This is a genomic window from Pseudoalteromonas sp. Of7M-16 (assembly GCF_022347805.1).
Lineage (GTDB): Bacteria > Pseudomonadota > Gammaproteobacteria > Enterobacterales > Alteromonadaceae > Pseudoalteromonas > Pseudoalteromonas luteoviolacea_F.
In genome coordinates, this window is the sequence record NZ_JAKRFY010000002.1 from 205,478 (window position 1) to 227,876 (window position 22,399).

The 22,399-nt window shown below is 40.4% G+C and carries 16 protein-coding genes; 4 read left to right on the forward strand and 12 right to left on the reverse strand.

Features of this window, described 5'->3' with window-relative positions; genetic code table 11:
* Positions 1-83 precede the first annotated feature (83 nt).
* Both MHN81_RS02860 and MHN81_RS02865 read left to right on the forward strand, forming a co-directional pair.
* Positions 84-989, forward strand: a complete 906-nt coding sequence (locus MHN81_RS02860; RefSeq protein ID WP_023400321.1) for a TIGR01777 family oxidoreductase — start codon at positions 84-86, stop codon at positions 987-989.
* A gap of 288 nt (positions 990-1,277) precedes the next feature.
* Positions 1,278-3,272, forward strand: a complete 1,995-nt coding sequence (locus MHN81_RS02865) for an EAL domain-containing protein (protein WP_239424991.1) — start codon at positions 1,278-1,280, stop codon at positions 3,270-3,272.
* Between the two features lie 238 nt (positions 3,273-3,510).
* On the opposite strand, the gene MHN81_RS02870 is transcribed toward MHN81_RS02865, so the two are convergent.
* Positions 3,511-3,792: a hypothetical protein gene (locus MHN81_RS02870; protein WP_239424992.1), complete on the reverse strand. Its 282-nt coding sequence runs from the start codon at positions 3,790-3,792 to the stop codon at positions 3,511-3,513.
* A gap of 863 nt (positions 3,793-4,655) precedes the next feature.
* Between MHN81_RS02870 and MHN81_RS02875 the strand changes: the two genes are divergently transcribed.
* On the forward strand, positions 4,656-6,230 hold the full coding sequence (locus MHN81_RS02875) for a serine hydrolase (protein ID WP_239424993.1): 1,575 nt from the start codon (positions 4,656-4,658) through the stop codon (positions 6,228-6,230).
* Between the two features lie 158 nt (positions 6,231-6,388).
* Here the strand turns inward: MHN81_RS02875 and MHN81_RS02880 are convergent, their stop codons facing one another.
* The 8 genes from MHN81_RS02880 to MHN81_RS02915 form a co-directional block, all read right to left on the reverse strand.
* Positions 6,389-6,610 carry a hypothetical protein gene (locus MHN81_RS02880; protein ID WP_239424994.1) on the reverse strand — a complete coding sequence of 74 codons (222 nt, stop codon included), beginning with the start codon at positions 6,608-6,610 and terminating at the stop codon, positions 6,389-6,391.
* Positions 6,611-7,007: 397 nt separating this feature from the next.
* Complete coding sequence (locus MHN81_RS02885) at positions 7,008-9,818, reverse strand: bifunctional aconitate hydratase 2/2-methylisocitrate dehydratase (RefSeq protein ID WP_023400316.1); 2,811 nt, start codon at positions 9,816-9,818, stop codon at positions 7,008-7,010.
* A gap of 555 nt (positions 9,819-10,373) precedes the next feature.
* The gene (locus MHN81_RS02890; RefSeq protein ID WP_023400315.1) at positions 10,374-13,058 is read right to left on the reverse strand and encodes a DUF349 domain-containing protein; all 2,685 of its coding nucleotides are present in this window, start codon (positions 13,056-13,058) and stop codon (positions 10,374-10,376) included.
* Positions 13,048-13,329, reverse strand: a complete 282-nt coding sequence (locus tag MHN81_RS02895) for a DUF1315 family protein (RefSeq protein WP_023400314.1) — start codon at positions 13,327-13,329, stop codon at positions 13,048-13,050. Before MHN81_RS02895 ends, MHN81_RS02890 begins: the two co-directional genes overlap by 11 nt.
* Positions 13,330-13,331: 2 nt before the next feature.
* Positions 13,332-13,658 (reverse strand): hypothetical protein, encoded by a 327-nt coding sequence (locus MHN81_RS02900; protein WP_023400313.1) that lies wholly within the window; start codon positions 13,656-13,658, stop codon positions 13,332-13,334.
* A 72-nt stretch (positions 13,659-13,730) separates the two neighbouring features.
* Positions 13,731-15,443 (reverse strand): AGCS family amino acid carrier protein, encoded by a 1,713-nt coding sequence (locus tag MHN81_RS02905; RefSeq protein ID WP_023400312.1) that lies wholly within the window; start codon positions 15,441-15,443, stop codon positions 13,731-13,733.
* 66 nt (positions 15,444-15,509) lie between these two features.
* A complete protein-coding gene (locus tag MHN81_RS02910; protein ID WP_023400311.1) occupies positions 15,510-16,637 on the reverse strand; it encodes a M14-type cytosolic carboxypeptidase in 1,128 nt (375 codons plus the stop codon).
* 182 nt (positions 16,638-16,819) lie between these two features.
* Entirely contained in the window at positions 16,820-18,262 is a 1,443-nt protein-coding gene (locus tag MHN81_RS02915; protein ID WP_023400310.1) for a glyceraldehyde-3-phosphate dehydrogenase, read from the reverse strand.
* A 331-nt stretch (positions 18,263-18,593) separates the two neighbouring features.
* Here MHN81_RS02915 and MHN81_RS02920 point away from each other — a divergent pair, with 331 nt between their 5' ends.
* Positions 18,594-19,403: a DUF2989 domain-containing protein gene (locus tag MHN81_RS02920; protein WP_023400309.1), complete on the forward strand. Its 810-nt coding sequence runs from the start codon at positions 18,594-18,596 to the stop codon at positions 19,401-19,403.
* A 13-nt stretch (positions 19,404-19,416) separates the two neighbouring features.
* On the opposite strand, the gene MHN81_RS02925 is transcribed toward MHN81_RS02920, so the two are convergent.
* The 3 genes from MHN81_RS02925 to MHN81_RS02935 all read right to left on the reverse strand — a co-directional run bounded on the left by MHN81_RS02925 (position 19,417) and on the right by MHN81_RS02935 (position 22,309).
* Complete coding sequence (locus MHN81_RS02925; protein ID WP_023400308.1) at positions 19,417-20,004, reverse strand: ABC transporter substrate-binding protein; 588 nt, start codon at positions 20,002-20,004, stop codon at positions 19,417-19,419.
* A 371-nt stretch (positions 20,005-20,375) separates the two neighbouring features.
* Positions 20,376-21,980, reverse strand: coding sequence for a bifunctional diguanylate cyclase/phosphodiesterase (locus MHN81_RS02930; protein WP_239424995.1), 1,605 nt, complete (start codon positions 21,978-21,980; stop codon positions 20,376-20,378).
* An 86-nt stretch (positions 21,981-22,066) separates the two neighbouring features.
* Positions 22,067-22,309 carry a DUF465 domain-containing protein gene (locus MHN81_RS02935; RefSeq protein ID WP_023400306.1) on the reverse strand — a complete coding sequence of 81 codons (243 nt, stop codon included), beginning with the start codon at positions 22,307-22,309 and terminating at the stop codon, positions 22,067-22,069.
* Between the last annotated feature and the right edge of the window lie 90 nt (positions 22,310-22,399).

Here is a 22,399-nt window from a genome sequence, read left to right on the forward strand (position 1 = left end):
GCTACTATTGTAATTGAATTTAAATTCAAAGCACTAGGGCACATTAAAAAACATATATAAACCAGAGACTAATTGAGCGTGGAATGAATATACTGATCACGGGTGGAACCGGACTAATTGGGCAAGAACTTTGTAAATTTTTAGTCAATAAGTATAACTTAGTCATACTGACTAGAAATGAGCTAAAAGCAAGGCATCTATTAGGGCAAATAGGACAAAATTCTCGATTTGTTGCATGTTTGTCTGAGGTCGATTTTAACGACATCGATATTATTATCAATTTAGCTGGAGAACCTATTGCTGATAAACGCTGGAGTGATAAACAAAAGCAGGCAATAATTCAAAGCAGAGTTGGCATCACTGAGCAAATCGCAGCCTATGTTAACGCCGCTCACAACCGCCCTCATACGTTTATTTCAGGCAGCGCCATTGGATTTTACGGTAGACAACCTGCTGATGTCGCAGTTGACGAGTCGTACGATAACCCTTACAACGAATTTAGCCATCAGCTCTGCCGTGATTGGGAACAAGCAGCCTTGAAAACTAAAAGTGAGCATACGCGAGTATGTTTACTACGCACTGGTGTCGTACTGTCTCGCCGTGGCGGCGCTTTGAAAAAGATGTTGCCTGCATTTTCTTGGGGGATGGGTGGACCCATGGCTTCTGGAGAGCAGATGATGTCATGGATACATATTGACGATATGATACAACTCATATTGTTTCTTATTCGCCATGATGAACTTGAAGGTGCATTTAATGCAACTGCCCCCAACCCTGTTTCAAACAAAGAATTTTCAGATTGCCTTGCAACGGTACTTAATCGTCCCGCTTTTTTTTGGTTACCAGAAAGCTTTTTGAAATGGGCCTTTGGTGAAATGTCTGACATTTTAATATATGGCCAAAAGGTCATTCCCAAAAAAGCTCTTGATGCCAATTATCGCTTTAGATATCAATCTCTTGAAGAAGCCTTAAAACAAATAATGCACTAATGTAAAACACTTGGCCGTGAAAAGATCGAGTCGCCATATAGTGAATCATGCTTTTGCCAACTGTGTTGCAAAAGCACTGATTAACTAACCTAAAAATAAAAACAGCCGATGATTGGTCGAGGCCATAATAAAATTTAAATAGCGATAGAACAAAACCCCAAATTCATTGCTCAGCATTTTTCTGATCATAGATGCAGATTCAGCCAGCGTGGTTATACTTAAACCTACATCAAACGAAGAGCTTTTTGATTGTTTTACACCCGACTCTCACATGCTATTAAAACCATCATGCACAGCAAGTACTTACTATCGCTGCGCGAAGCTTTTATTTCCCTGCTTCCCTATTTTGTCAGTAGTGCTTTAGCCTTGTTGGTTCTCAACAGTGCAATATACTTCAACCTACTCACACCTACACATACTCTATATCGAATCTTGTTCAATGGCGCGTCGTTGATTTTGGGCCTTTTCCCAGTATTTGTAGCCACTTCAATCGGTTTTTTCATCAGCAAAAATTATGGTCATAGCGGTATTATTGGTGCAATGCTGGCGCTGCTTTGCTTCGCTGTACATGGTCAGTACATTGTCTATAACAATGATGCCTACGAACTAAACCCAACAGGCGCGACACCTTTTGCGATCATTATACCTAGTATCAGTAGTTTATTATTAATTGTTTGTATGGAGTTACAGCCAAGTTTTGAACGTTATCTGTATCAAGTCAGCCATTTTTTAAGTGAAAAGTTACGGACAATTGTGCCTTTTTCTGTGGTATTTTTTAGTTTCTATTTGTTTATGCCACTGCTGTATACAGCCGGTGAAGAAATAGCGTATTGGCTGACACCCGATATGACCAACACTTCCGTGGCTTGGCTCGCCTTCCAAAGAATGCTTATTACCCACGGGTTATGGTTTCTCGGTATCCATGGTGATAACACATTCGATATGTTGCTAAGTTCAGGATTTTTATCACAACCCATTCTGCCCGGAATTTCAGCAAAAACGTTTTACGATACCTTTGTACTAGTGAGTGGAACTGGTTGCTTTGCTGGATTAATTCTTGCTGCTCTTTGCCTACGACGCAGTGGACATGAGCGCAACATTGCCAAACTCTCTATTCCATTTACCGCATTTAACTTTTGCGAAATCATCGTCTTTGCCTTACCGATTTTTTTAAACCCCATCATGTTGTTACCTTTTATGCTGGTTCCTTGCTTAAACTTCGCAGTATCTTACGTTGTTTTAAGCCAAGGCTGGGTTGATGTTAGCAACATTGAAATAAGCTGGATGACGCCAGCCATCATTAGTGGCTACAGAGTGTCTGGAGGGCTTGATGGCGCATTCTTGCAAATTTGTTTAATTGTACTTAGCGCTATCGTTTATTACCCTTTTTTAAGATGGCACAATCGACAAATCAATTTTGAAAACGCCATAAATAAGCTCAGCGACAAACTGAATATTTCGGAACAATTGCGCTCTTCAGGTGAGTTAGCATTTATCTCACATCAAAGAGATATAGAATTTGCCAGTAAGGAGCTCAATCAAGTGCTTACTGATATCAGTACGGGCAAGCTCAAGCTATTTTATCAGCCTCAAATTTGTCAAATTTCAGAAACTATAAACGGACTCGAAGCACTACTGAGGCTTCAAAAGCCAAATGGGTCCCTAGTAGGCCCCTACTTTTTGGACACTTTAATCAAACATGACCAAACGGATATCATAGACAAATGGGTAATCGAACAGGCGCAGCGAGATTTAGAATACTTTAATAAAAAGGGGTTTACGCCAATTATAAGCATCAATGTCAATCCGAAAGTCATGATTGACCATGTCCTCATTAATTACATCTGTGACAAGTTCCAAAAATTCCCAAATCAATTAAAAATTGAAGTCGTTGAGTCAGGTTATTTAAGTGATAAAAATAAAGTCATCCGCAATATCCAAAAACTTCGGGCATTTAATATCATCACTGTCATAGATGATTTTGGTACTGGGTATTCTAGCTTGTCTATGTTAGCTGACTTACCTATTGATATCATAAAATTAGACAAATCACTTCTAGATAACGCACAAGAAGAATCCGGCGCAGATTTCTATACATATGTCGTCGAGCTGCTCCACAAAATGGATAAACACTTAATCGCAGAAGGCGTAGAAACACGTTATCAACTGGAGTTTGTTCGAGCACTTCAAGTTGAAACTGTACAGGGGTGGTATTATCAAAAAGCATTACCAAAACAAGAAGTAATTAAATTCACAACTCAATTCAATTCGAATAAACCCTAGCCAACTTAAGATAGCTATCTGATATAGCAATTAATTGCACAAAGTGTTAGCTTCCCATCACGACCTGATAAAAACTACGCTAAATCACAAGCCAAAAAACTCTGAGAACTTCCCAGCCTTAATGTGTGCATTTAATATGGAGGACGCCGATTTTGAGGAAGAGAGTTTATAAAAGAAGCCATGACATAAAATAAAACCTCACAACATTAAGTCGCAAGGTTTACCTTATCAATTAAAATTAACGATATCGGCCATAGGTATGTGTTTGGCTGTCTAATACATATCTGAAACCACTTACATACACGGGTCCTCGGCACTGAATATGCCCTTGATGTGTAAAAGATACCATAGTTCCAGGGAACGAACCGGATTCAGGAAAAGACGAACCAATGTGCTCATATTGGCAAATTGTGATCTTGCCGTAAGCGCTAGAAGTTACTTGATCTTCTTTAACCTCTTGAGATGAAGCTGATGCAAAAAGTGGGGCTAAAAGTAGTACTGCTGCGATATGTTTTTTCATTATATTTCCTTTATATTTGTTAAGTACCGCTAAAAAATATAAACAAACAAAAACAACATATCAACATTACAAAACAATAAAATTTCAATATATATTAAAAGCTTAATTACTCTATACTTACAAAAACCTCAAACCAGACAAAATAATTCAATCCAACCCACCAGCAATTTCATTATTCACAACAAACAAGATACCACTTTAACAGCTGCAAAAGTAACACCGCCATAAACCATGAATATAAAAATAAATATTTATGATAAAAATAAAAAAACACAACAAAGTGACCACGAAAAGGGTAATTTATTGCGAATTTTACAGAAGCAATCCTGGAAGTATTTCAACACTAAATCTTTGACTTTACCTGAGGCAATATTACATTAAATAGCCCCAATGAAGTTTGTGAATTATGAAACAGAGTGGTTTTCACCCAACAGCGATAAGTTAAGCTTTGTTACGAGCTAAACTTATATAAATAAATTGAAATGTTTGGTTGGTACTTAAACTTATTAGTCATATACCTGAAACTGCGCTTGTAGCAAACTTTTAGATGACTCTGCTGCGGCACTCTAGAGGATAATAGTCGATATGTTGTGCCTGTGCTTTGGGGTGCAACCACTAATACCCTAAAAGTTCGATAACCATCATAACACACAACAAACGGAATATTGGCTGAACGCTGGAAAGGATCTCTATAACTTCCAATCTACATTAAAATTAACCAACACAAAAAACGCAAATTTAAAAGTGCGCCAACAGCCCTACATATCAATACAACCAGCTACAGCTTGATACAGAAGAAAGGACGGCTATTTATTATATTTCAATCGACAAACCTTTATAGTTTTTCGATGAGATTAAATTAAATGATTAGATTAAAAACCAACAAATACAGTCGAACTTCTCTTTTAGTCTTGATTGCGGCAACTTTAGCCGCATGTGGTTCAGAAAGTAAAAATACGGCGCCGAGTATTAAACTAAGCAACAACAAAATATCTGTCGTTCAAAATAGCCGAGGCGTTCTGTCTGCCACTGTAACTGACATTGACAACAACCTAGACTCAATCAGATGGCAACAAATTAGTGGTAATGAGCAAGCCTTGATAGAGCAACTAGACAAGCCTTCAACTCAATTTTTAGCGCCAAAATTACCTGGCCAATATCAATTTCGTATAACTGCTGTGGATAAACTAGGCAGTCATTCAAACGCTGAGATAAATGTCGAGGTTGTACCCATTGAGGAAGTTGCAGGATCAGAGCTGAATAAATTAATGGATACCCTGTACACAATGCACCAACCGCTCATTGCCAACATGGCTTTGTCGGTGACTTTTAACGATCTAGATTACACATGGCAAGGTGCCACCGGGTTTGCAAACGTACAAGCACAGCAAGAAATGACCATTTCCCATCCATTTAGAGTCGCAAGTATTTCAAAAACAATCACAGCAGCTGTGACCATGAAAATGATTGAAATGGGAAATTTCAGCTTGGATACTCAATTGTCTGAATTATTGAGCGACTCAGATTTACCGCAAGGCTTTCGAGTCGCAGATCTACACCAGAGCAATGGAGTCAAGCGAGGAGGACAAATCACTATACGCCAATTGCTCGACCAAAGCACCGGAATTAAAGATTATATATCCTATATGTATGATCCTGCATCACCTGATTATATAGAGTTGGATAGAGCACTCAGTGGCAAACAACAACAAAATATGCTGTGGGAACCACAAAAAATATTGCAGAATATGCTAGAGAGAGGGCTGACAAACAACCTTAATTCAGCACCTGGTGAGCAGCACCTTTACTCAGACAGTAATGCTGTTTTACTCGGTATTGTACTTGAAAAAGTCGCCAATGCTCCCCTACATCAATTAATGGAACAATTGGTATTTGCTCCATTAGCAATGGACAGCACTTTTATGGACTTTCATGGCAATCACAAAGCCCAAGACCCAGCTGACCACTACTACCTTCTAAGCAAAGACAATCATGAAACAAGCTATCCAGAGCATTTTTATGCAAACCATAATATAAATGCAATCAATATGAATACTTCATTTGCTTGGGCTGGCGGAGGAATAGTCTCAACACTTGGTGATTTGAACCGCTTTTACCGCGCGATTCATGAAGGTACACTTATTCAAGACCCTGAGTTACGCGCCCAGTGGTTATCGTGGAGTATACCTGTCGATGCGCAAGGTTCCGAATTTTATGGCTTGGGCCTCCAATCAGCAATTGGCGAACTAAACGCTTCTGATACCCAGATAGAAATGATTGGACACGCAGGCTCTTGGGGAGCGTTAGCCTTTGACTTTCAACCTTACAATATCAGAATAATCGCTTGGGCTAGCCAATTTGATACACAGGCGCATTGGATGTTTGCCGAGTCCGTTCTCACAACACTTGAAGAGATGGGCTATAACAAAGCTTTTTAAATCGATGATGATCGAACCTAGCCGTTCGATCATCTTAAACAATAAACTCACCTCAAGTATGACCGCCAAATTACCTCTAAACGCCCACCCTAGGCAGTATACGAACAAAGCCCGAAATCGAGAAAACTGTATAAAGTCGTTAACTGATACTACAAGGGCTATGTACTTTGCTCTGCACGAGTAAACCATGCCACTACCTGCTTTAAGTAAGCATCTCCATACTTGGCAGCAAACTCTCGTGTATGAAGGTCATTTGGGTCACTCAACGCATGGATCCGGGCTCTTGCGTATTCTGGTGTTAAATTGATATTGCAACGCACTGTAATTGCATGACGCCACTGTTCATAACTTTGAAAATAAAAACTACTGTGCTCATTCATAATGCCTGAGTCCCTCTGTTTAAGCGTGTATATTAGCGCGGTGTGTAGAGTACTAAGCTGTACCTTGGAAACAGTAGAGCACTCAACTTATGTTACTATATAACGATTCGACAGAGGTAAAGTTTAGACTAGCATGTAAAAATACGCGCCATATTTACGCCTCCAATACATAATAACCAAGTCTATTTTTAAGAACTAATAGCTAGCAGCAACTCGACAGAACAACTGTTATCCCGGCTAATGTGTCACGTGTCATGTGTGGCAAGAAGTTGAAGGGAAATATAATTGTGGCGAAAAATAAGTACTAGATATTTAATATTTCGGCTCAAAAGGTCGAAACCAAGCCATAAAAAAAGCGCGTTTTACAACGCGCTTTTTTAGTCAATAATTTTTACGATTAAACAACTTTAACTGGCACGGCTTGCTCAGAACCAAACTTAGTCGTTAGCTCTTCTTCAAGCGGAGTAAACGCTGTTAGGTCGATACCTTCTACTGCAGCTTTGTACTCATCCATCGTTGGGAATCGACCAAGTACAGTTGAAAGTACAACTAGTGGTGTAGAACCAAGTAGTGACTCACCTTTCTTCTCTGATGTATCAGCTACAACACGGCCTTGGAATAGACGTGTAGAAGTTGCGATTACCGTATCACCTGGCTCAGCCTTCTCTTGGTTACCCATACATAGGTTACATCCAGGGCGCTCTAGGTAAAGGATGTTTTCGTACTTAGTACGCGCTGCTGTTTTTGGCTTCTCATCGTCAAACTCGAAACCAGCGTACTTAGCTAGAATTTCCCAATCACCTTCTTCTTTAAGCTCATCAACAATATTGTATGTTGGTGGCGCAACAACTAGAGGTGCTTTGAACGCAATTGAACCATTTTGCTTCTCAAGGTTACGTAGCATCTGTGCAATGATCTGCATGTCACCTTTGTGAACCATACAAGAACCAACAAAACCAAGATCTACAGGCTTGTCGTTATAGTATGATACAGGACGAATCACATCGTGCGTGTAACGCTTAGACACATCTTCATTGTTTACGTCAGGGTCTGCAATCATTGGCTCAACGATTTCGTCAAGGTCGATTACTACTTCAGCGTAGTACTTCGCGTTGTCATCTGGTGCAAGCGCTGGTTGCTCGCCAGACTTCACACCTGCGATACGCTCATCAGCAAGATCAATAAGACCTTGTAGTGTCTTCGCTTCGTTTTCCATACCTTTGTTGATCATGATCTGGATACGGCTCTTAGCAAGTTCAATTGACTTGATAAGCGTTTCATTGTTTGAAATACAGATTGACGCTTTCGCCTTCATTTCTGCAGACCAGTCAGTGAATGTGAACGCTTGGTCAGCCATTAGCGTACCAATGTGTACTTCGATAATACGACCTTGGAACACGTTCTCGCCGCCAAATTGCTTAAGCATCTGCGCTTGAGTAGCGTGTACAACGTCACGGAAGTCCATATGCTCAGCCATGCTGCCTTTAAAGGTCACTTTTACAGACTCAGGAATTGGCATTGCCGATTCACCAGTTGCAAGAGCAAGCGCTACAGTACCTGAGTCGGCGCCGAACGCGACACCTTTAGACATACGGGTGTGCGAGTCACCACCGATGATAATAGCGCGGTCATCGATTGTAATGTCATTCAATACTTTGTGGATAACGTCAGTCATTGAATGGTAGATGCCTTTTGGATCACGCGCAGTGATAAGACCGAACTTGTTCATGAATGCCATTAGCTTAGGAATGTTCGCTTGCGCTTTCTTATCCCATACAGACGCTGTATGACAACCAGACTGGTATGCACCGTCAACAAGTGGAGAAATCGTTGAAGCAGCCATCGCTTCAAGTTCCTGCGACGTCATTGGACCCGTTGTATCTTGCGAACCAACAATGTTCACTTTAACACGAACGTTTGAACCTGCGTGTAGTGGCGCGTCTGAAGCAACACCTACAGCGTTACGATTAAAGATTTTCTCAACCGCTGTTAGGCCTTGGCCCTCGTGAGAAATTTCTTTTGAAGGTGCATAAACAGTTGGTGCTTCAATACCAAGCGTTTCTGCCGCTAGTGTTTGAAGTTTCTTACCGAATACGACCGCGTAAGAACCACCCGCTTTCATGAATTCTACTTTTTGTGGCGTGAAAGCAGATGAAATATCAGACAGTTCTTCTTCGCCGTTATATAGTTTTTTCGCTTTAGTATCGATAGTAAGCACTGTGCCAGTAGCTACTGAGTATGCTTCTTCTAATACTGGGTCACCGTTTTCATCAGTCACAGTGTTACCGTTAGCATCTACTTTCTTAACCCAGTTTTTAAGGTCAAGACCAATACCACCTGTTACATCAACAGTAGTAAGGAAGATTGGTGCAATACCGTTAGTACCAGCAACAACTGGTGCGATGTTGATGAATGGAACATAAGGGCTTGCTTGAGTACCAGCCCAAAGCGCTACGTTATTCACACCAGACATACGTGAAGAACCTACACCCATTGTGCCTTTCTCAGCGATAAGCATTACTTTTGCGTTAGGGTGCTTCTCTTTAAGCGCAACGATTTCTTGTTGTGCTTCAGGTGTGATCATACATTGGCCGTGAAGTTCACGGTCAGCACGTGAGTGCGCTTGGTGACCAGGAGAAAGCAAGTCAGTAGAGATATCACCTTCACCCGCGATGAAAGTAACAACTTCGATTTTTTCTGCAACATCAGGAAGCTTTGTGAAGAACTCTGCTTTCGCATAGCTTTCTAGGATATCTTTAGCAACTGCATTGCCTGCTTTGAACGCGTCTTGTAGACGAGCAGTGTCCGCGTCGTATAAGAATACTTGTGTTTTAAGTACTTCAGCAGCTTGCTGTGCAATCGCTTCGTCATTGCCAAGTGCAAGATCAAGAAGTACCGCAATTGAAGGGCCACCTTTCATGTGAGAAAGAAGCTCAAATGCAAAGTCAGCTGTGATTTCAGCAACAGTCTCTTCACCTAAGATAATTTCTTTTAGGAATTGTGCTTTAACACCAGCAGCGCTTGTTGTGCCTGGAAGTGTGTTGTAGATGAAGAATTTAAGCGAATCTTCGCGGTGCTCATGCCCAGCGTCTTTGATTTGGGCAATAATTTCAGATAATAGCTCTGCGCTATCAATTGGTTTTGGATTTAGTCCTTGTTCCGTTTTACGGGTTTGGATCTCTTCCAAGTACTCAGTATACAAACTCATATGAACCTCGTCAGGCAGTAATACGCATAGATAAAACAGGGTTATTTTACCCTAATTTAGTGCGCTAGTAATCATTTAACTAAAAAGCGATTTTAGTTTTAGTTTGCGCCGCAAAATACACTAAATTCACTAGGTTACGCTAATTTATAAAGTTAATGCGCGGTATAAATAAGAATTATGTGATAATGATTATTATTTCCGAGATAAATATTTGTCACTTTCCTACTCAAAAAGTAGATATGTGACTAACCAATATCAAACTCATTACGCAAATAAATAAAACCAAAAAAACAACGTAACCACTTGATATAGAGTTAAAATAAATAATCTTTGTGGCCTCTCCGTGCCAAGATAACTTTTACCCTATAATGAGCGCACACGGTATGTATGAAGGAATCTTTGAGCACCGCTCACAATCGCGTAACTCATCATTGGACTTGCTCAATTTTGTACAGTGAAATGAGGACCTAAAAAACACTGAGTTGGTTCTTATGTAGCTGAAAGTAGATATAAAAAACGGCCATTAAAAAAGGCCCTTAGTAGGGCCTTTTTTATCTATGCATTTAACACGCTTAAAACTCGAGTTGAGTTTAAATCAATCCCTTCAATTTTTGCTTGGGCAAAATAGCTGACTAAGTAAAAGTCCAACTTATGGGAATCACCTTGCAGCTTTTCATCAAGCAATGCAACTTGCTCCGCCATTCTTGCCTGCTGCTCCCCCTCAGGTGAATCAACATTGGTCAAAATTTCAAGCCTTAACAACAATCTTTCAGCACTCAAGCCCAAGGTGTTTTTACCTTGCCAACAAGCTGGGATATCTTGATTATTTTCAACAGCGCTTACTAGCTCTGAAAACTTTTCTCGATTCAGAGTTGAAAACAACTCATTCAACTTTACTTCAACTTGTTCAAGCAATGACTTTTTGATTTTATTCAAACCGCCTAACACTTCCAAGCTACCAATCTGAGCCTGCAACTGCGTTAATTCAGACTGCGTTTTTGCATCGATCACTAAACTGTCCAGATTAGCAAGCTCCTGACGCTGCTGCGTTTCAAGAGCCGCATTCTCGCGTTTTTGTTGTGCTACTATCTCTTCACGTTTAGCAAATACCGCATCATTGTGCTTTCTAAACGATTGCCACAAAACATGTTCATTCTTACTGCCAGCAAATCCAATACCCTGCCACTGCTTCTGCAGTGTCTTTAATACCTCACAGGCTTCAGCCACATTCTCATTGTCAACTTGTGCCAATGCTTCGTCAACCAATGCTTGCTTTTGCTGCGCATTGTTTTGGTGGTGCGCCTTCAGGCGTGCATTTGCTTTTGCATATGCATCGCGATATTGACCATTTAATGATTGGTAAGTTTGGGCATCCAAGCTACCTGCACTGCGCCAAAGTTTATTGATCCGGTTAAACTGGCTTTCAAGCTTGCGCCAACTGCCTTCTTCTTCAACTGAGAAGCTTTCCAATTCTTGCATTTCTGTAATGAGCTTTTTACGATCAACAACGACTTGTTTACGTGCTTCTTCTTGTTCAGCGAAATACGTACGACATGGCGCGAACAACAATTCTATTTTTTCGTCGAACACTTTTGCTTGTTGTTTCTCTTCTTCACTTTCGATACGACCAAGTTCGTTCCAACGAATTCGCAACATTTTAACGTCTGCTGCTCGTACTTTAGGATCAACGTCTGTTTCTGCTAGTTTTTCATCTAACTGTTCAAGGAGCTCTGTACGTTTTGGTGCAGATGCGTATTTTTGCCAATCTTTGAACTCTGCAAGTTGCGCTTGCAATGTATCGTACTGCTTGCTCACTTGCTCTTTGTGCGCTTCAGTAAGTTGCTCATAACTTTCAGATAAACCATTGAACACACCAAACGCAATATTAAAGCGCCCTTGTTCAATCAACCTCTGTACATCACGTGCTTTCTTACGCGATTCTTTAAGTAATTTCTGTTGCTGCTCTACTAGTGGTTTCATCCCATCTAAAAAGGATTTAGACACCTGATTCAACTCACTTTTTGCATTCTGCTTTAACTCACCTGGCAAAGATTTTAACGCCACATTACATGTTTGATATGCACGTTTTTGCTCACCAAGTAACGCATCAAGACGCTCAATATCTTCACTGATCTCAACCTGCTTCAATACATCCAATGCAGTTTGAAACTCTTTCGTTGCAGCAATCATTTCTGGCAAGGTTGTCAGTAAGTCGTTTAATTGCGTAAGTTTTCGCATTAGACCTTTAACTTCCGCCGTTTCATTATATGCAGAATCAGCCAATGTACTGTGTAATTGGCCGAATTGACTTTGTAATGAAGTTTGTGACTCAACATCCAGCTTACTTACTGCCTCATTCAGTACTACTTCAAAAGCACCGATCTGAGACGTGTATTGTGCAATAGTTTGCTGCTTTTCTTGTTGCGCTTTTTGTACCGCTGCTTCAGCTTCAAATTGTGCTTTGAGTTTTTCTATATGCGCGGTCAGTTTGTCCGTTAACTTTTGGTACTTTTCAGACTGTACACCCAGCGTTTCTTCATCTAGCCACTTTAACTCAAGGCTTTGCCACTGTTGACTCAATTCGTTGAACTGGCCACTAACCGTTTCGTAATCAAGTTTTTCTCGCAGTGCATTAAACTTAGCCAAAATCAGTTTTACCTGCTCAGCTACCTGCTTCGGCATAACTTTCGCCAAGTGAGCTTGCTCTATATGCGCATCAATTTGAATTTTAGCTTCGCCTTGCGCACTTTTCGATACCGTTTTTGTTAGTTCATACTGAAAAACCAATTCTAACAAAGCAAGTTGAATAGATTCTTCACCTTCCCTAAAAGCTTTCTCAATAAGACGCGCATTTGCTATCCGCTTTAATAACTTTACACGTTGTGTTTGTGCAATATCTGAGAAAGCAAGCTTTTCTAAGGTCTTCTGCGGAGCATATCTGTCAATATACTCTTCACGGATATCATTGCTTAACATTTGTGAGCCAGACAACACTGCTTGACTGATATGCTGCTCTGCAATTTCTTTGAGTTCTTGGTCTTGTTTGTAGACTTTCCACCACAGACCCAAATCGTCAATTTTATTGAGGACTTTTTTTCTTATTTGAATTGAGTCGTCCTCAAGTGCCAGAGTCGTTAGTGCTTCGACGTCCTTGGTTGTATCTAATTTATCCACCGCCGCTAAGCGCACTTGCGCCTTAGGGTGCTTCCATTTAGGTGTAAATAAGTGTTTAAAGATCATTTTCAGTGAACCTAGCTATTTCGTTTTCTGCTTTAAATTCTTTTTGCAATTCGCGTTTCGATTTTTGAACCATTTCACCACTTTCATTAATCGTAAATTGCTCGTTCGATTTTGCGATTTTTGCCTGATATAACATGACGAGTTGAACAGTTTGTTCTTTTTGTGCTTCAGTTAATTCTGTGCCATCGGGCCAACGCCCTGTAGAAGCACCATACTGTAAGCGTTCAAATACTTCTGGGGTAATGCTACTTACCAAATTATCTACATTCATCGTCACTTTTTCTTTTTCAAAATTACCAAGATCACGCGATTAATTAGGTACCAAACCATACCTATGCCAATTGCGGATTTAGCTGCATACATTTCAATGCTGCCTTCAACTGGGTGGTGCCAATACAAATATAAAAAACCACCCAAAAATAAAATCAGAGCCAGAAATGAGTAATTCATAATACTCTGTTGTTTCTTAATTCGGTTTCTAGCCGAAATTCGACGTATTTCGTCGTCACTTATTTTCCCAATTTCTACACCACAGTGAGGACACTCAGTGTGCTTTGAAGAAATCGATTTACTACAACTCGGGCATTGGGCAATTGCCATACTTTCGCTACTCCGAATAAAAAATAAGGCGCCATATGGCGCCCTATTCTACTTGGTTTGAGTTAGTTTGTCTTATTGGAAATCGCGAGATTTTTCGATTTTATCGCTATCTGAAGCTTGATCTTTTCCATTTTCAAACTTTTCCCAATAATCATCCACGGTTTCTTTCATTTCTTTTCTCAAAACCATGATGCCGAATAAGTTCGGTAAGGTCATCACAACAATACCTACTGCAGCCAACTTCCAAATTAACGTGGTATCTGCAAAGGATGCCCAAAAGAAGCCTGCAACATAAAAGACGCGATACGGCATCACGGAGCGTGGGCCTAGTAGGTATGTCATTGCTCGGTCACCGTAGTAAGACCATGCAATCGCTGTTGAAAATGCAAATAATAGCAGGCCTATTGAAACAATATACTTACCACTGTCGCCAAAGTACCCACGTGTAAAAGCTTTTGTTGTTAATTCTGCTGAGTGAACAAGCGATTTACCTTGAATAGAAATACTCGGGTCAACGGGCATACCACTTTCTATTTCAACGACTCCGGTGTATTGATGCGAATCAGAAATGCCAAAGCGAATATCTTCACCAATCGAGCGAGAATGCAGCACGGTAAAATCTTTGTTTACTGCTATGCCTTGTACGACCTGAATTGTTCCATTGTATTCTTCAACTTTATGATCAGAATACCCATTCAGATATTTATACAGTTCAGATCTGTCTGCGTCATTACTCTCATCATAATTGCCTTTTATAAAAGTCATCGACGATCGTTCAAATTCTGTTTCGAATTTTTCTGTCCATACCCCAGATGATAAAATAACCAACCCAGTTAATGTACAAATAATAATGGTATCAATGAAAGGCTCTAAGATAGACACCATACCTTCTGACACTGGTTCATCAGCTTTTGCTGATGCGTGTGCGATTGGCGCAGAACCTTGACCTGCTTCGTTAGAAAATAGACCTCGGTTTACACCTCGGTTAAATGCATAAGCGAATGAAGCGCCCAAGAAACCACCCGCAGCTGCAGAGCCGGAAAATGCATTTGTAAACACAGCAGCAAATGATGGTGCAATATTTTCAATATTGTAAAAAATAACCGCAAACGCACCTAGGATATAAACAGCCGCCATCACAGGCACTACTTTTGAAGTAATCGCAGCAATACGTTTGATGCCACCTAAGATAACCAATGCCAAAAGAATTGAAAGCACAGCACCAGTTGCCATTCTTTCAAATCCAAATGTCGCTTCCATACCTTGAGCGATGTTGTTAATTTGCGGCAAGCTACCTGTACCAAAAGAACTTATCACAGTTGCGATAGCAAAAAGCACCGCTAACCATTTCATGTTTAAGCGTCTGTCCATATAGTACATAGGACCACCCGCCATTGTGCCATCTTCTGTCTTAACACGGTATTTGTGCGAGAGCGTCACCTCTACAAACTTGGTTGTCATACCAAAAAAAGCGGTCATCCACATCCAAAACAGAGCAGCGGGTCCACCGATTGATATCGCCAAAGCCACACCACCTATGTTACCGGTACCAACGGTACCTGACAGAGCAGTTGATAATGCTTGGAAGTGTGTCGTGTCACCTTCAAGAGACTTTTTGTCATATTTGCCCGTTACAACTCGGCAAGCATGTTTGAAATAGCGAATTTGCGGGAACTTTAAATAAACTGTAAAAAAGAACCCCACCCCAAGCAATACATAAGGAAACCACCACGAGCCTCCTAGCATGGCATCTAAGCTATCAAGAAAACTTCCTAATGCGTCCACGACTTATCCTCTTCTAATTGTTGTTATATAAAAAAAGGCAACCTCAAAGGCTGCCTTAATTACTTATTATCGTAAGTTATCTACAACTTTTACGATTGCTGATAACGTATCCTGTCCAAACTGGTAAGAGCGTTTGTCAGACCAGCCATAATGTGGATCGGGCAGATCCGCATTGTCTTTAAACGGCATTTCGATGGTGTATGAAAGTGCTTTAAATTCTTCACCAACTGCACAAGAAGCAACGGTTAGATTTGCTTGTCCCGGCTCATCTTTAGGATAACCGTAGACATCTTGAAAATCAGGTGTGATAGTCAATAATGCATCTTTAAACTGACTCTCTAGACTTTCAAGGCGTGCATCATAACTTGGAATACCTTCACTGCCCGCGACAAAGTTGTATGGAAGAGCTTCATCACCGTGAATATCCAAATACATGTCTAGACCAACCGCACGCATTTTTTCAAGTACGTAATAAACTTCTGGAGAATTTTCAATACTTGGAGTCTGCCACTCTCGGTTGAGGTTAACGCCATTGGCATTTGTTCTTAAATGACCACGAACACTGCCATCCGGATTCATATTAGGCACAATGTAAAAAACCGCCTTAGATAACAATGCTGCCGCATGAGGGTCTTCATCATCTAGCAATTTATGCAATAAACCTTCGACAAACCATTCCGCCATGGTTTCACCTGGATGTTGACGCGCAGTGATCCAAATTTTCTTTTTGGTTTCACTTGGCTCACCAATAACAAGCAAGCTGATATCTCTACCATCGATAGTTTCACCCAAAGTTTCTATTTGGCATGCATCGTGGCTTTGTGCCCAATAAAGTAAATCCAAATGGCGCTCATAACTGTACGGCGCGAAATAAGCAAAAAATGTATGGCTATATTCAGGCTCAAAGTCGATAACCAACTGACCATCTTTGTACTCTGAAGGCACTCTGAACCAATTTTGTCTATCGTATGAAGCAACAGCATGGTAGTCATCCCATCCTTCAGGGTAAGCAGATGCCTTTAAATTATTGATGTGTAATTTATGTTCTACAAAAGGAGTTGACTCTAGACGGAAGTGAAACCATTGAAAAAAGTCTGAGTTATTGTCTTTGTTGATTTCAAGCTGAATATCACGAGGCTGCTGCGCCGAAATGACCTTGATATTTCCGCTGTCAAAATTACTGGAGATTCTCATATATACCCTAAATTTATTGGCAATCATTCTTGCCGTAATATTGCGTTTTCTTTGCTAAAGAATGAATTGTTATCCATGTTAGCCAGATGTAGCTAAAAACATGGAAAAGCCTATCATACATAACGCCAATCAAAAACTAAAAAAGCCAGCAATTGCTGGCTTTTTTCATCGTCAAAGCGAAATTATGGCAGACTTGGGAAAGCTACTTCCGCCATGTCACGCATTACACGTACTACCTGACAGCTGTAACCAAACTCATTATCGTACCAAACGTATAGTACAACACGATCGCCATCTACAATTGTTGCTTGAGAATCAACAACACCTGCATAGCGGCTACCAACTAAGTCAGTAGATACGATTTCTGTTGATGCTGTGTAGTCGATTTGGTCACGAAGATCTGAGTACAGAGATGTTTCACGTAAGAACTCATTCAGCTCTTCTGCTGTCGTCTCTGCATTTAGATTCAGGTTTAAAATCGCCATCGATACATTTGGCGTAGGAACACGGATTGCGTTGCCTGTTAGTTTACCAGCAAGCTCTGGTAGAGCTTTTGCTACCGCTTTTGCCGCACCAGTTGAAGTGATAACCATGTTCAGTGCCGCACTGCGACCACGACGCTCTGCTTTGTGGTAGTTATCAATTAAGTTTTGGTCATTTGTGTATGAGTGAACAGTTTCAACGTGACCATTCTTAATACCAAACTTATCATTAAGCGCTTTTAGTACAGGTGTAATCGCGTTAGTTGTACAACTTGCCGCAGAAACAATCTTATCTTCATTAAGAATATCAACATTGTTAACACCATATACGATGTTTTTGATGTCGCCTTTTGCTGGTGCTGTAAGTAATACTTTTGAAGCGCCTTTTGAAGCAAGGTGTTTGCCCAAACCATCTTCATCTTTCCATACACCTGTGTTATCAACAACAAGTGCATTCTCGATGCCGTACTTAGTGTAATCTACTTCTTCTGGTGAATTAGCGTAGATAACTTGGATGTAGTTACCGTTTGCTTTAATCGCACCCTTTTCGTGGTCAACAGTAATTGAGCCATCGAATGGACCGTGGATAGAGTCACGACGTAGTAAACTTGCACGTTTTTCAAGGTCACCATCACGGCCACCACGTACAACGATTGCACGTAAACGTAAATCAGCGTGAGAGCCGCCGCGCTCGATAAGCAGGCGCGCTAATAAACGTCCAATACGACCAAAACCATATAGTACAACATCGCGAGGTTCAGGGCCTGTGCCTTTATTTAATAAGTCAGCAAGCTCACTATTTAAGTACTCTTCGATAGAGCGGCCTTCACCTGCATTTTTGTAGATGTATGCATAAGCTAACTTACCTAAATCGATACGACCAGGTGCAAGCTCCATTTTGCTGATAGCTTCTAGGAAAGGGAAGCTTTCACGAAGACGCAATTTAGTCTCTTCAAAACGTGCTACTGTTTTATGTGCTTTGATAACGTCAATAGTACTTGTGTTTACAAGTGGACGACCATAAACAGCAATTTCAACACCCAAGTTACGGTACAAACGACCAATGATCGGTTGCATATTTTCAGCGTAATCTTGGCGCTCTTGCCAGCTATTTTGATATTCTTGCTCGTGAGATAAGGTCATTTTTTCTGCCTAATAAACAATTTTTTTGAACGGATAGCCCTATTGGGCACCGCCATTCTAATTTAATCTGCAATTATTCTCCACTCTTACCCATATATTTCCGTTTGTTTTCGTAAAAGGAACGACCAATACACAGAAAAATGTCTTATTTTTTCTTCATATTGGAGAAAATATGCGTATTTATTATTTTTGACATGCGACTAAACTAAGTAATTAGTAGTAAATACTGCGGCTGTAGAACTAAACTTGCTGCACTTCAACTCGTTTAAGCTGTTTCGTAAGGTGCAAAAGTGTTATGTTGTGCCCGATTGAAGATTACGTAGGATAAACAATGGCTAATAGGTGGATGCTTGCTGTCGCTGGCGCTTCTTTTCTGACCTTTCTTAGTGGGTGTGAAGAACCGTTGACATTAGCAAAGGTATGTGAAGAAACTCCAGGTTTTTGCAATGACTTAAATAAAGACAGTCACTGTAAAGAGGAAAGAGCATCATTAATCATAGGCCGCTACATAGAGTACAAAGACCCAACTGACGAAAATAAGTATCAACTGTTAAAGCAGCTAGAGACATATAATGCATGTGTATCACTGGCAGCCCAAATTGAGCACATCAAACTAAAAGAGAAAACAACATCTCGCGTTGAAGGTCACTTAACCAGCCTTAAAGAAATGAATCGCATCTATCAGGATACCAAACAAACTTCTCACCCAGGGTTGCTTTACTATCACTGGTCAAGAAACAACAGCCAATTTGCCATGAATAAACTGTTGCGCCAAGAAGATGAACCGTATGTGCGAGAAAGCCAAGAAATTCAGATGTTCTTAGCAACCTATTATGCGAAGTTTGATGATGACAAAACAATCGACTTTCTGTATCGAGTTCTGGAGTTAAACCAAGCTGGCCAGACACCAGATTTAGAGGTTTACAAAGCGCTGGTTAGTATTTTCTACAAACAAAAGAAATATAAACATGCCTATACATTTGCAAGAATTGCTCAGCTCTCTGGGTTTGAAGAGATTGACATTATTGATATAGAGCATGAACTGACTTCACGGGGTAAGAGTATCGGTGTGCTGGAGCAATTGGCGCTGAAAACCCGAGAAGAAATAGAAACAGGCAAGTTTCTATCTCCTCGTGGCTAACTAAATAAAAGCTTTAAACTTTTTTATTTAGTTCAGATGTGACCTGTGCAAGGCCGACTTGAGAAATGCGCGTAACGATTTCTTTTTGTTTCGCGCTCAGAAGAGATATCCCCTCTGCAACAAGGTCATATACCTTCCATTTGCCATCTTTTCCTTTGCGAAATTTAAAGTGCAAATCAATATCAGGCCCTGCGCTTTCTTTGATCACCGCTTTCACCGTAGCATACTTACTGTCTTTTGGTGCTGGCGCTTGCTCAAAAACAACCTCTTGTCCTTTATATTGCATAAGGGCACTTGCATACGTAACTTCAAGGTAATGTGTTACCGCATTGATAAATTCAATGGCTTCTTGGCGTTTAAGCCCCTTAATATGCTTTCCCAATAACTTTCTCGACACAAACCGCGTGTCGATATGTGGCATTAATCGTTCTTTAACGATACTACGCATTTCCTTTGATGTTGCCTTTCCTCCTGCATTGACTTTTTTTATGTCAGCAAAGAGCCCCTCACCTACTTGATTGATTAGCTGATAAGGTGTCTCATTGGCTACAGCCATCGTTGAGCAAACAAGTAGAAATAAAAAGCTGATGACTTTTTTCAATTTTAATTCCTCTAAAAAGTTTACGCTTCACACGGCTCAAATGTGAGAGCTGGTTAATTTATTCAATTACCGCACCTATTGGCCTGAATAACCTAGTGCGTATATTACGGTTTTATGATCTCAAAAGTTGTCAAAAATTGTATGGGATTTTACAGAATGATACATTCTTCCCAACAGAATGGACCGCACAATACCTGTTTTACGTTCACGACCACTGCTTTATATGCAAAAAGTTCTATAACGTAGATTTTGTACATTGATTTTATTGACTAAAAACTTAACATACTGGTTTCAGGGACAATTGTTACGCTTGCAAAGTTTTGTAATGTTTCAATATGCAAAAAAGGGGCGAGAGGATACAGCTTCTAACCTTAATACTTCCTTAACGCGGTCTGAACCAAACCATTGCTGGAAATCCATCGCTGAATTTCACCCAGTGATAAAGGTTCACTGATATTGTAGCCTTGAATATATTTACATCCCTGATTGGCCAGATACTGAGATGTTTCATCATTCTCAACCCCTTCGGCAACCACTGAACAGCCCAGTCGTTTCGCTAAAAAAAGTGTTGTTTCAATGATGGCACGGTCTTTATCCTGAGATAAACATTGGGTGACAAAAGATTTATCTATTTTGATCTGTGAAATCGGCAACTCTTTAAGAATTGAAAACGATGAGAAGCCGGTTCCAAAATCATCTATGCTCACCGAAAATCCCATATCAATGAGATGCTCGATCAATGTTTTGGTTTGTTCAACGTCTGTCATCACCATACTTTCCGTTAACTCAAATATGATCCTTTTCGGATCTACATTTTTGCTATTGAGCTGTGTATTCAAGACATTAATTAGATTTTTTCCTAATAGATCCTGGCAGGATAAATTTATATGTACCGTCAACTTATCATTTAATTTCAGAAGTAACTCAATATCGCTAAATACTGTGTTTATCACATACGCACTGAGATATTTTATCATGTTGTTCTTTTCAGCTATTGGAATAAAGCGCTCTGGCAAAATATACTCGCCATCCTCAGATGGCCATCTGACTAAAGCCTCTACACCATGCACTGTGGAGTTTTGCGCATCAACAATTGGCTGGTAGAAAACAGTCAGGTCTCCTCGCGCTAGTGCCCCTTTAAAGTCGTTGAGCATGTGAAATTCAGAAACCACCCCTTGATGCAAGGTTTTATCGAACAAGACTAAGCTTTGTTTACTTCTTTTAGCCGCATACATTGCAATATCTGCTCGCTTTAAAAGCTCAGAAGCAGATATATCTTCGCTTACAATATTTAAGATTGCACCGGAGCTATATGTCACATCCACCGCGGTATGCTCTACGACAAGTCCACTGTGTAGAGCACTTAATATGGCGTTGTTTTGAGCAAAAAGCGCAGGCTCATTGCGCGCTTCACTGACAACCACAAATTCATCACCACCGATTCGAAACAGCTCGCTACCTGGTAATAGACTACTTGAGATAGCTTGTGAAAATGCCACCAGCAACTGGTCGCCAAAGTAATGCCCCATCGCCTCGTTGATCTGTTTCAAGTTATACAAATCGAAAATCACAACAGCAAAGGCATCACAATGCTTTTTTCTCAGCTCTATACACTCAAAGCATCGTGCGCGGTTTTGTAGTTTGGTGAGGTGGTCATGTTGGGCGTTATACTTTTCCAGATCAAGGGCTGCTTGTAGTCGCATTAAACTTACCTTGCCCAAATTAACCACCACAATAACAAACAGTCCACCCAGGGCAAGAATCACAGATAAGGCTAAAACCACTCGCGAACTGTCTACGCTCAAGTAAACATAGGCCGCAAAGCTTGCATAACCTAAAGTAAAAAAGCAAATAAGTGCAAGCAGCAACCACCATCCTTTAGACTGTGCAATGCGACATATTTCTATTGCGGGCTTTACTGAAAGCAACAAAAAAGACAGCCCCATCAATATTAAGCAAAGGCTAATAGTTTCCAAAAAGAGCGCCTGTGAACAAAACCTGACTTTATTATAGTTTAATATTCGTACTCTGCTGGACACTTGCACTTGCATAACGCCTTTGCTCATGGAGCGTGTTTAAGCCGAATATATAGCCGGTCTTTTATCGTTATGCATCGCGTTTTTAAGTCTTTTATATGCAACTCAAAATCGGCGACAGTATTTTGTTCCATCGCTGTAATTTGCTGTTCGAGCGCACAGTAATCAGCTAGCAGTTTGGCAAACTCTTTGTCTGTGAGCTCTAATTCAGCGATTTTGAGCCTAAACTCTGGTAGTTCTTTGATTAAATTACAAGTTTTCTTACACATATTGAGTTCCTGCTTTATTGAAATATTGAAGGTGCTGAATTGAAATCTCACAGCGCTACTTGAACCAATATGTCCTTACCTACTCAGTCA

Coding starts and splice junctions, on each gene's coding strand:
- MHN81_RS02860 (WP_023400321.1), top strand. CDS start 84: ATGAATATACTGATCACGGGTGGAACCGGACTAATTGGGCAAGAACTT.
- MHN81_RS02865 (WP_239424991.1), top strand. CDS start 1,278: ATGCACAGCAAGTACTTACTATCGCTGCGCGAAGCTTTTATTTCCCTG.
- MHN81_RS02870 (WP_239424992.1), bottom strand. CDS start 3,792: ATGAAAAAACATATCGCAGCAGTACTACTTTTAGCCCCACTTTTTGCA.
- MHN81_RS02875 (WP_239424993.1), top strand. CDS start 4,656: ATGATTAGATTAAAAACCAACAAATACAGTCGAACTTCTCTTTTAGTC.
- MHN81_RS02880 (WP_239424994.1), bottom strand. CDS start 6,610: ATGAATGAGCACAGTAGTTTTTATTTTCAAAGTTATGAACAGTGGCGT.
- MHN81_RS02885 (WP_023400316.1), bottom strand. CDS start 9,818: ATGAGTTTGTATACTGAGTACTTGGAAGAGATCCAAACCCGTAAAACG.
- MHN81_RS02890 (WP_023400315.1), bottom strand. CDS start 13,058: ATGATCTTTAAACACTTATTTACACCTAAATGGAAGCACCCTAAGGCG.
- MHN81_RS02895 (WP_023400314.1), bottom strand. CDS start 13,329: ATGAATGTAGATAATTTGGTAAGTAGCATTACCCCAGAAGTATTTGAA.
- MHN81_RS02900 (WP_023400313.1), bottom strand. CDS start 13,658: ATGGCAATTGCCCAATGCCCGAGTTGTAGTAAATCGATTTCTTCAAAG.
- MHN81_RS02910 (WP_023400311.1), bottom strand. CDS start 16,637: ATGAGAATCTCCAGTAATTTTGACAGCGGAAATATCAAGGTCATTTCG.
- MHN81_RS02915 (WP_023400310.1), bottom strand. CDS start 18,262: ATGACCTTATCTCACGAGCAAGAATATCAAAATAGCTGGCAAGAGCGC.
- MHN81_RS02920 (WP_023400309.1), top strand. CDS start 18,594: ATGGCTAATAGGTGGATGCTTGCTGTCGCTGGCGCTTCTTTTCTGACC.
- MHN81_RS02935 (WP_023400306.1), bottom strand. CDS start 22,309: ATGTGTAAGAAAACTTGTAATTTAATCAAAGAACTACCAGAGTTTAGG.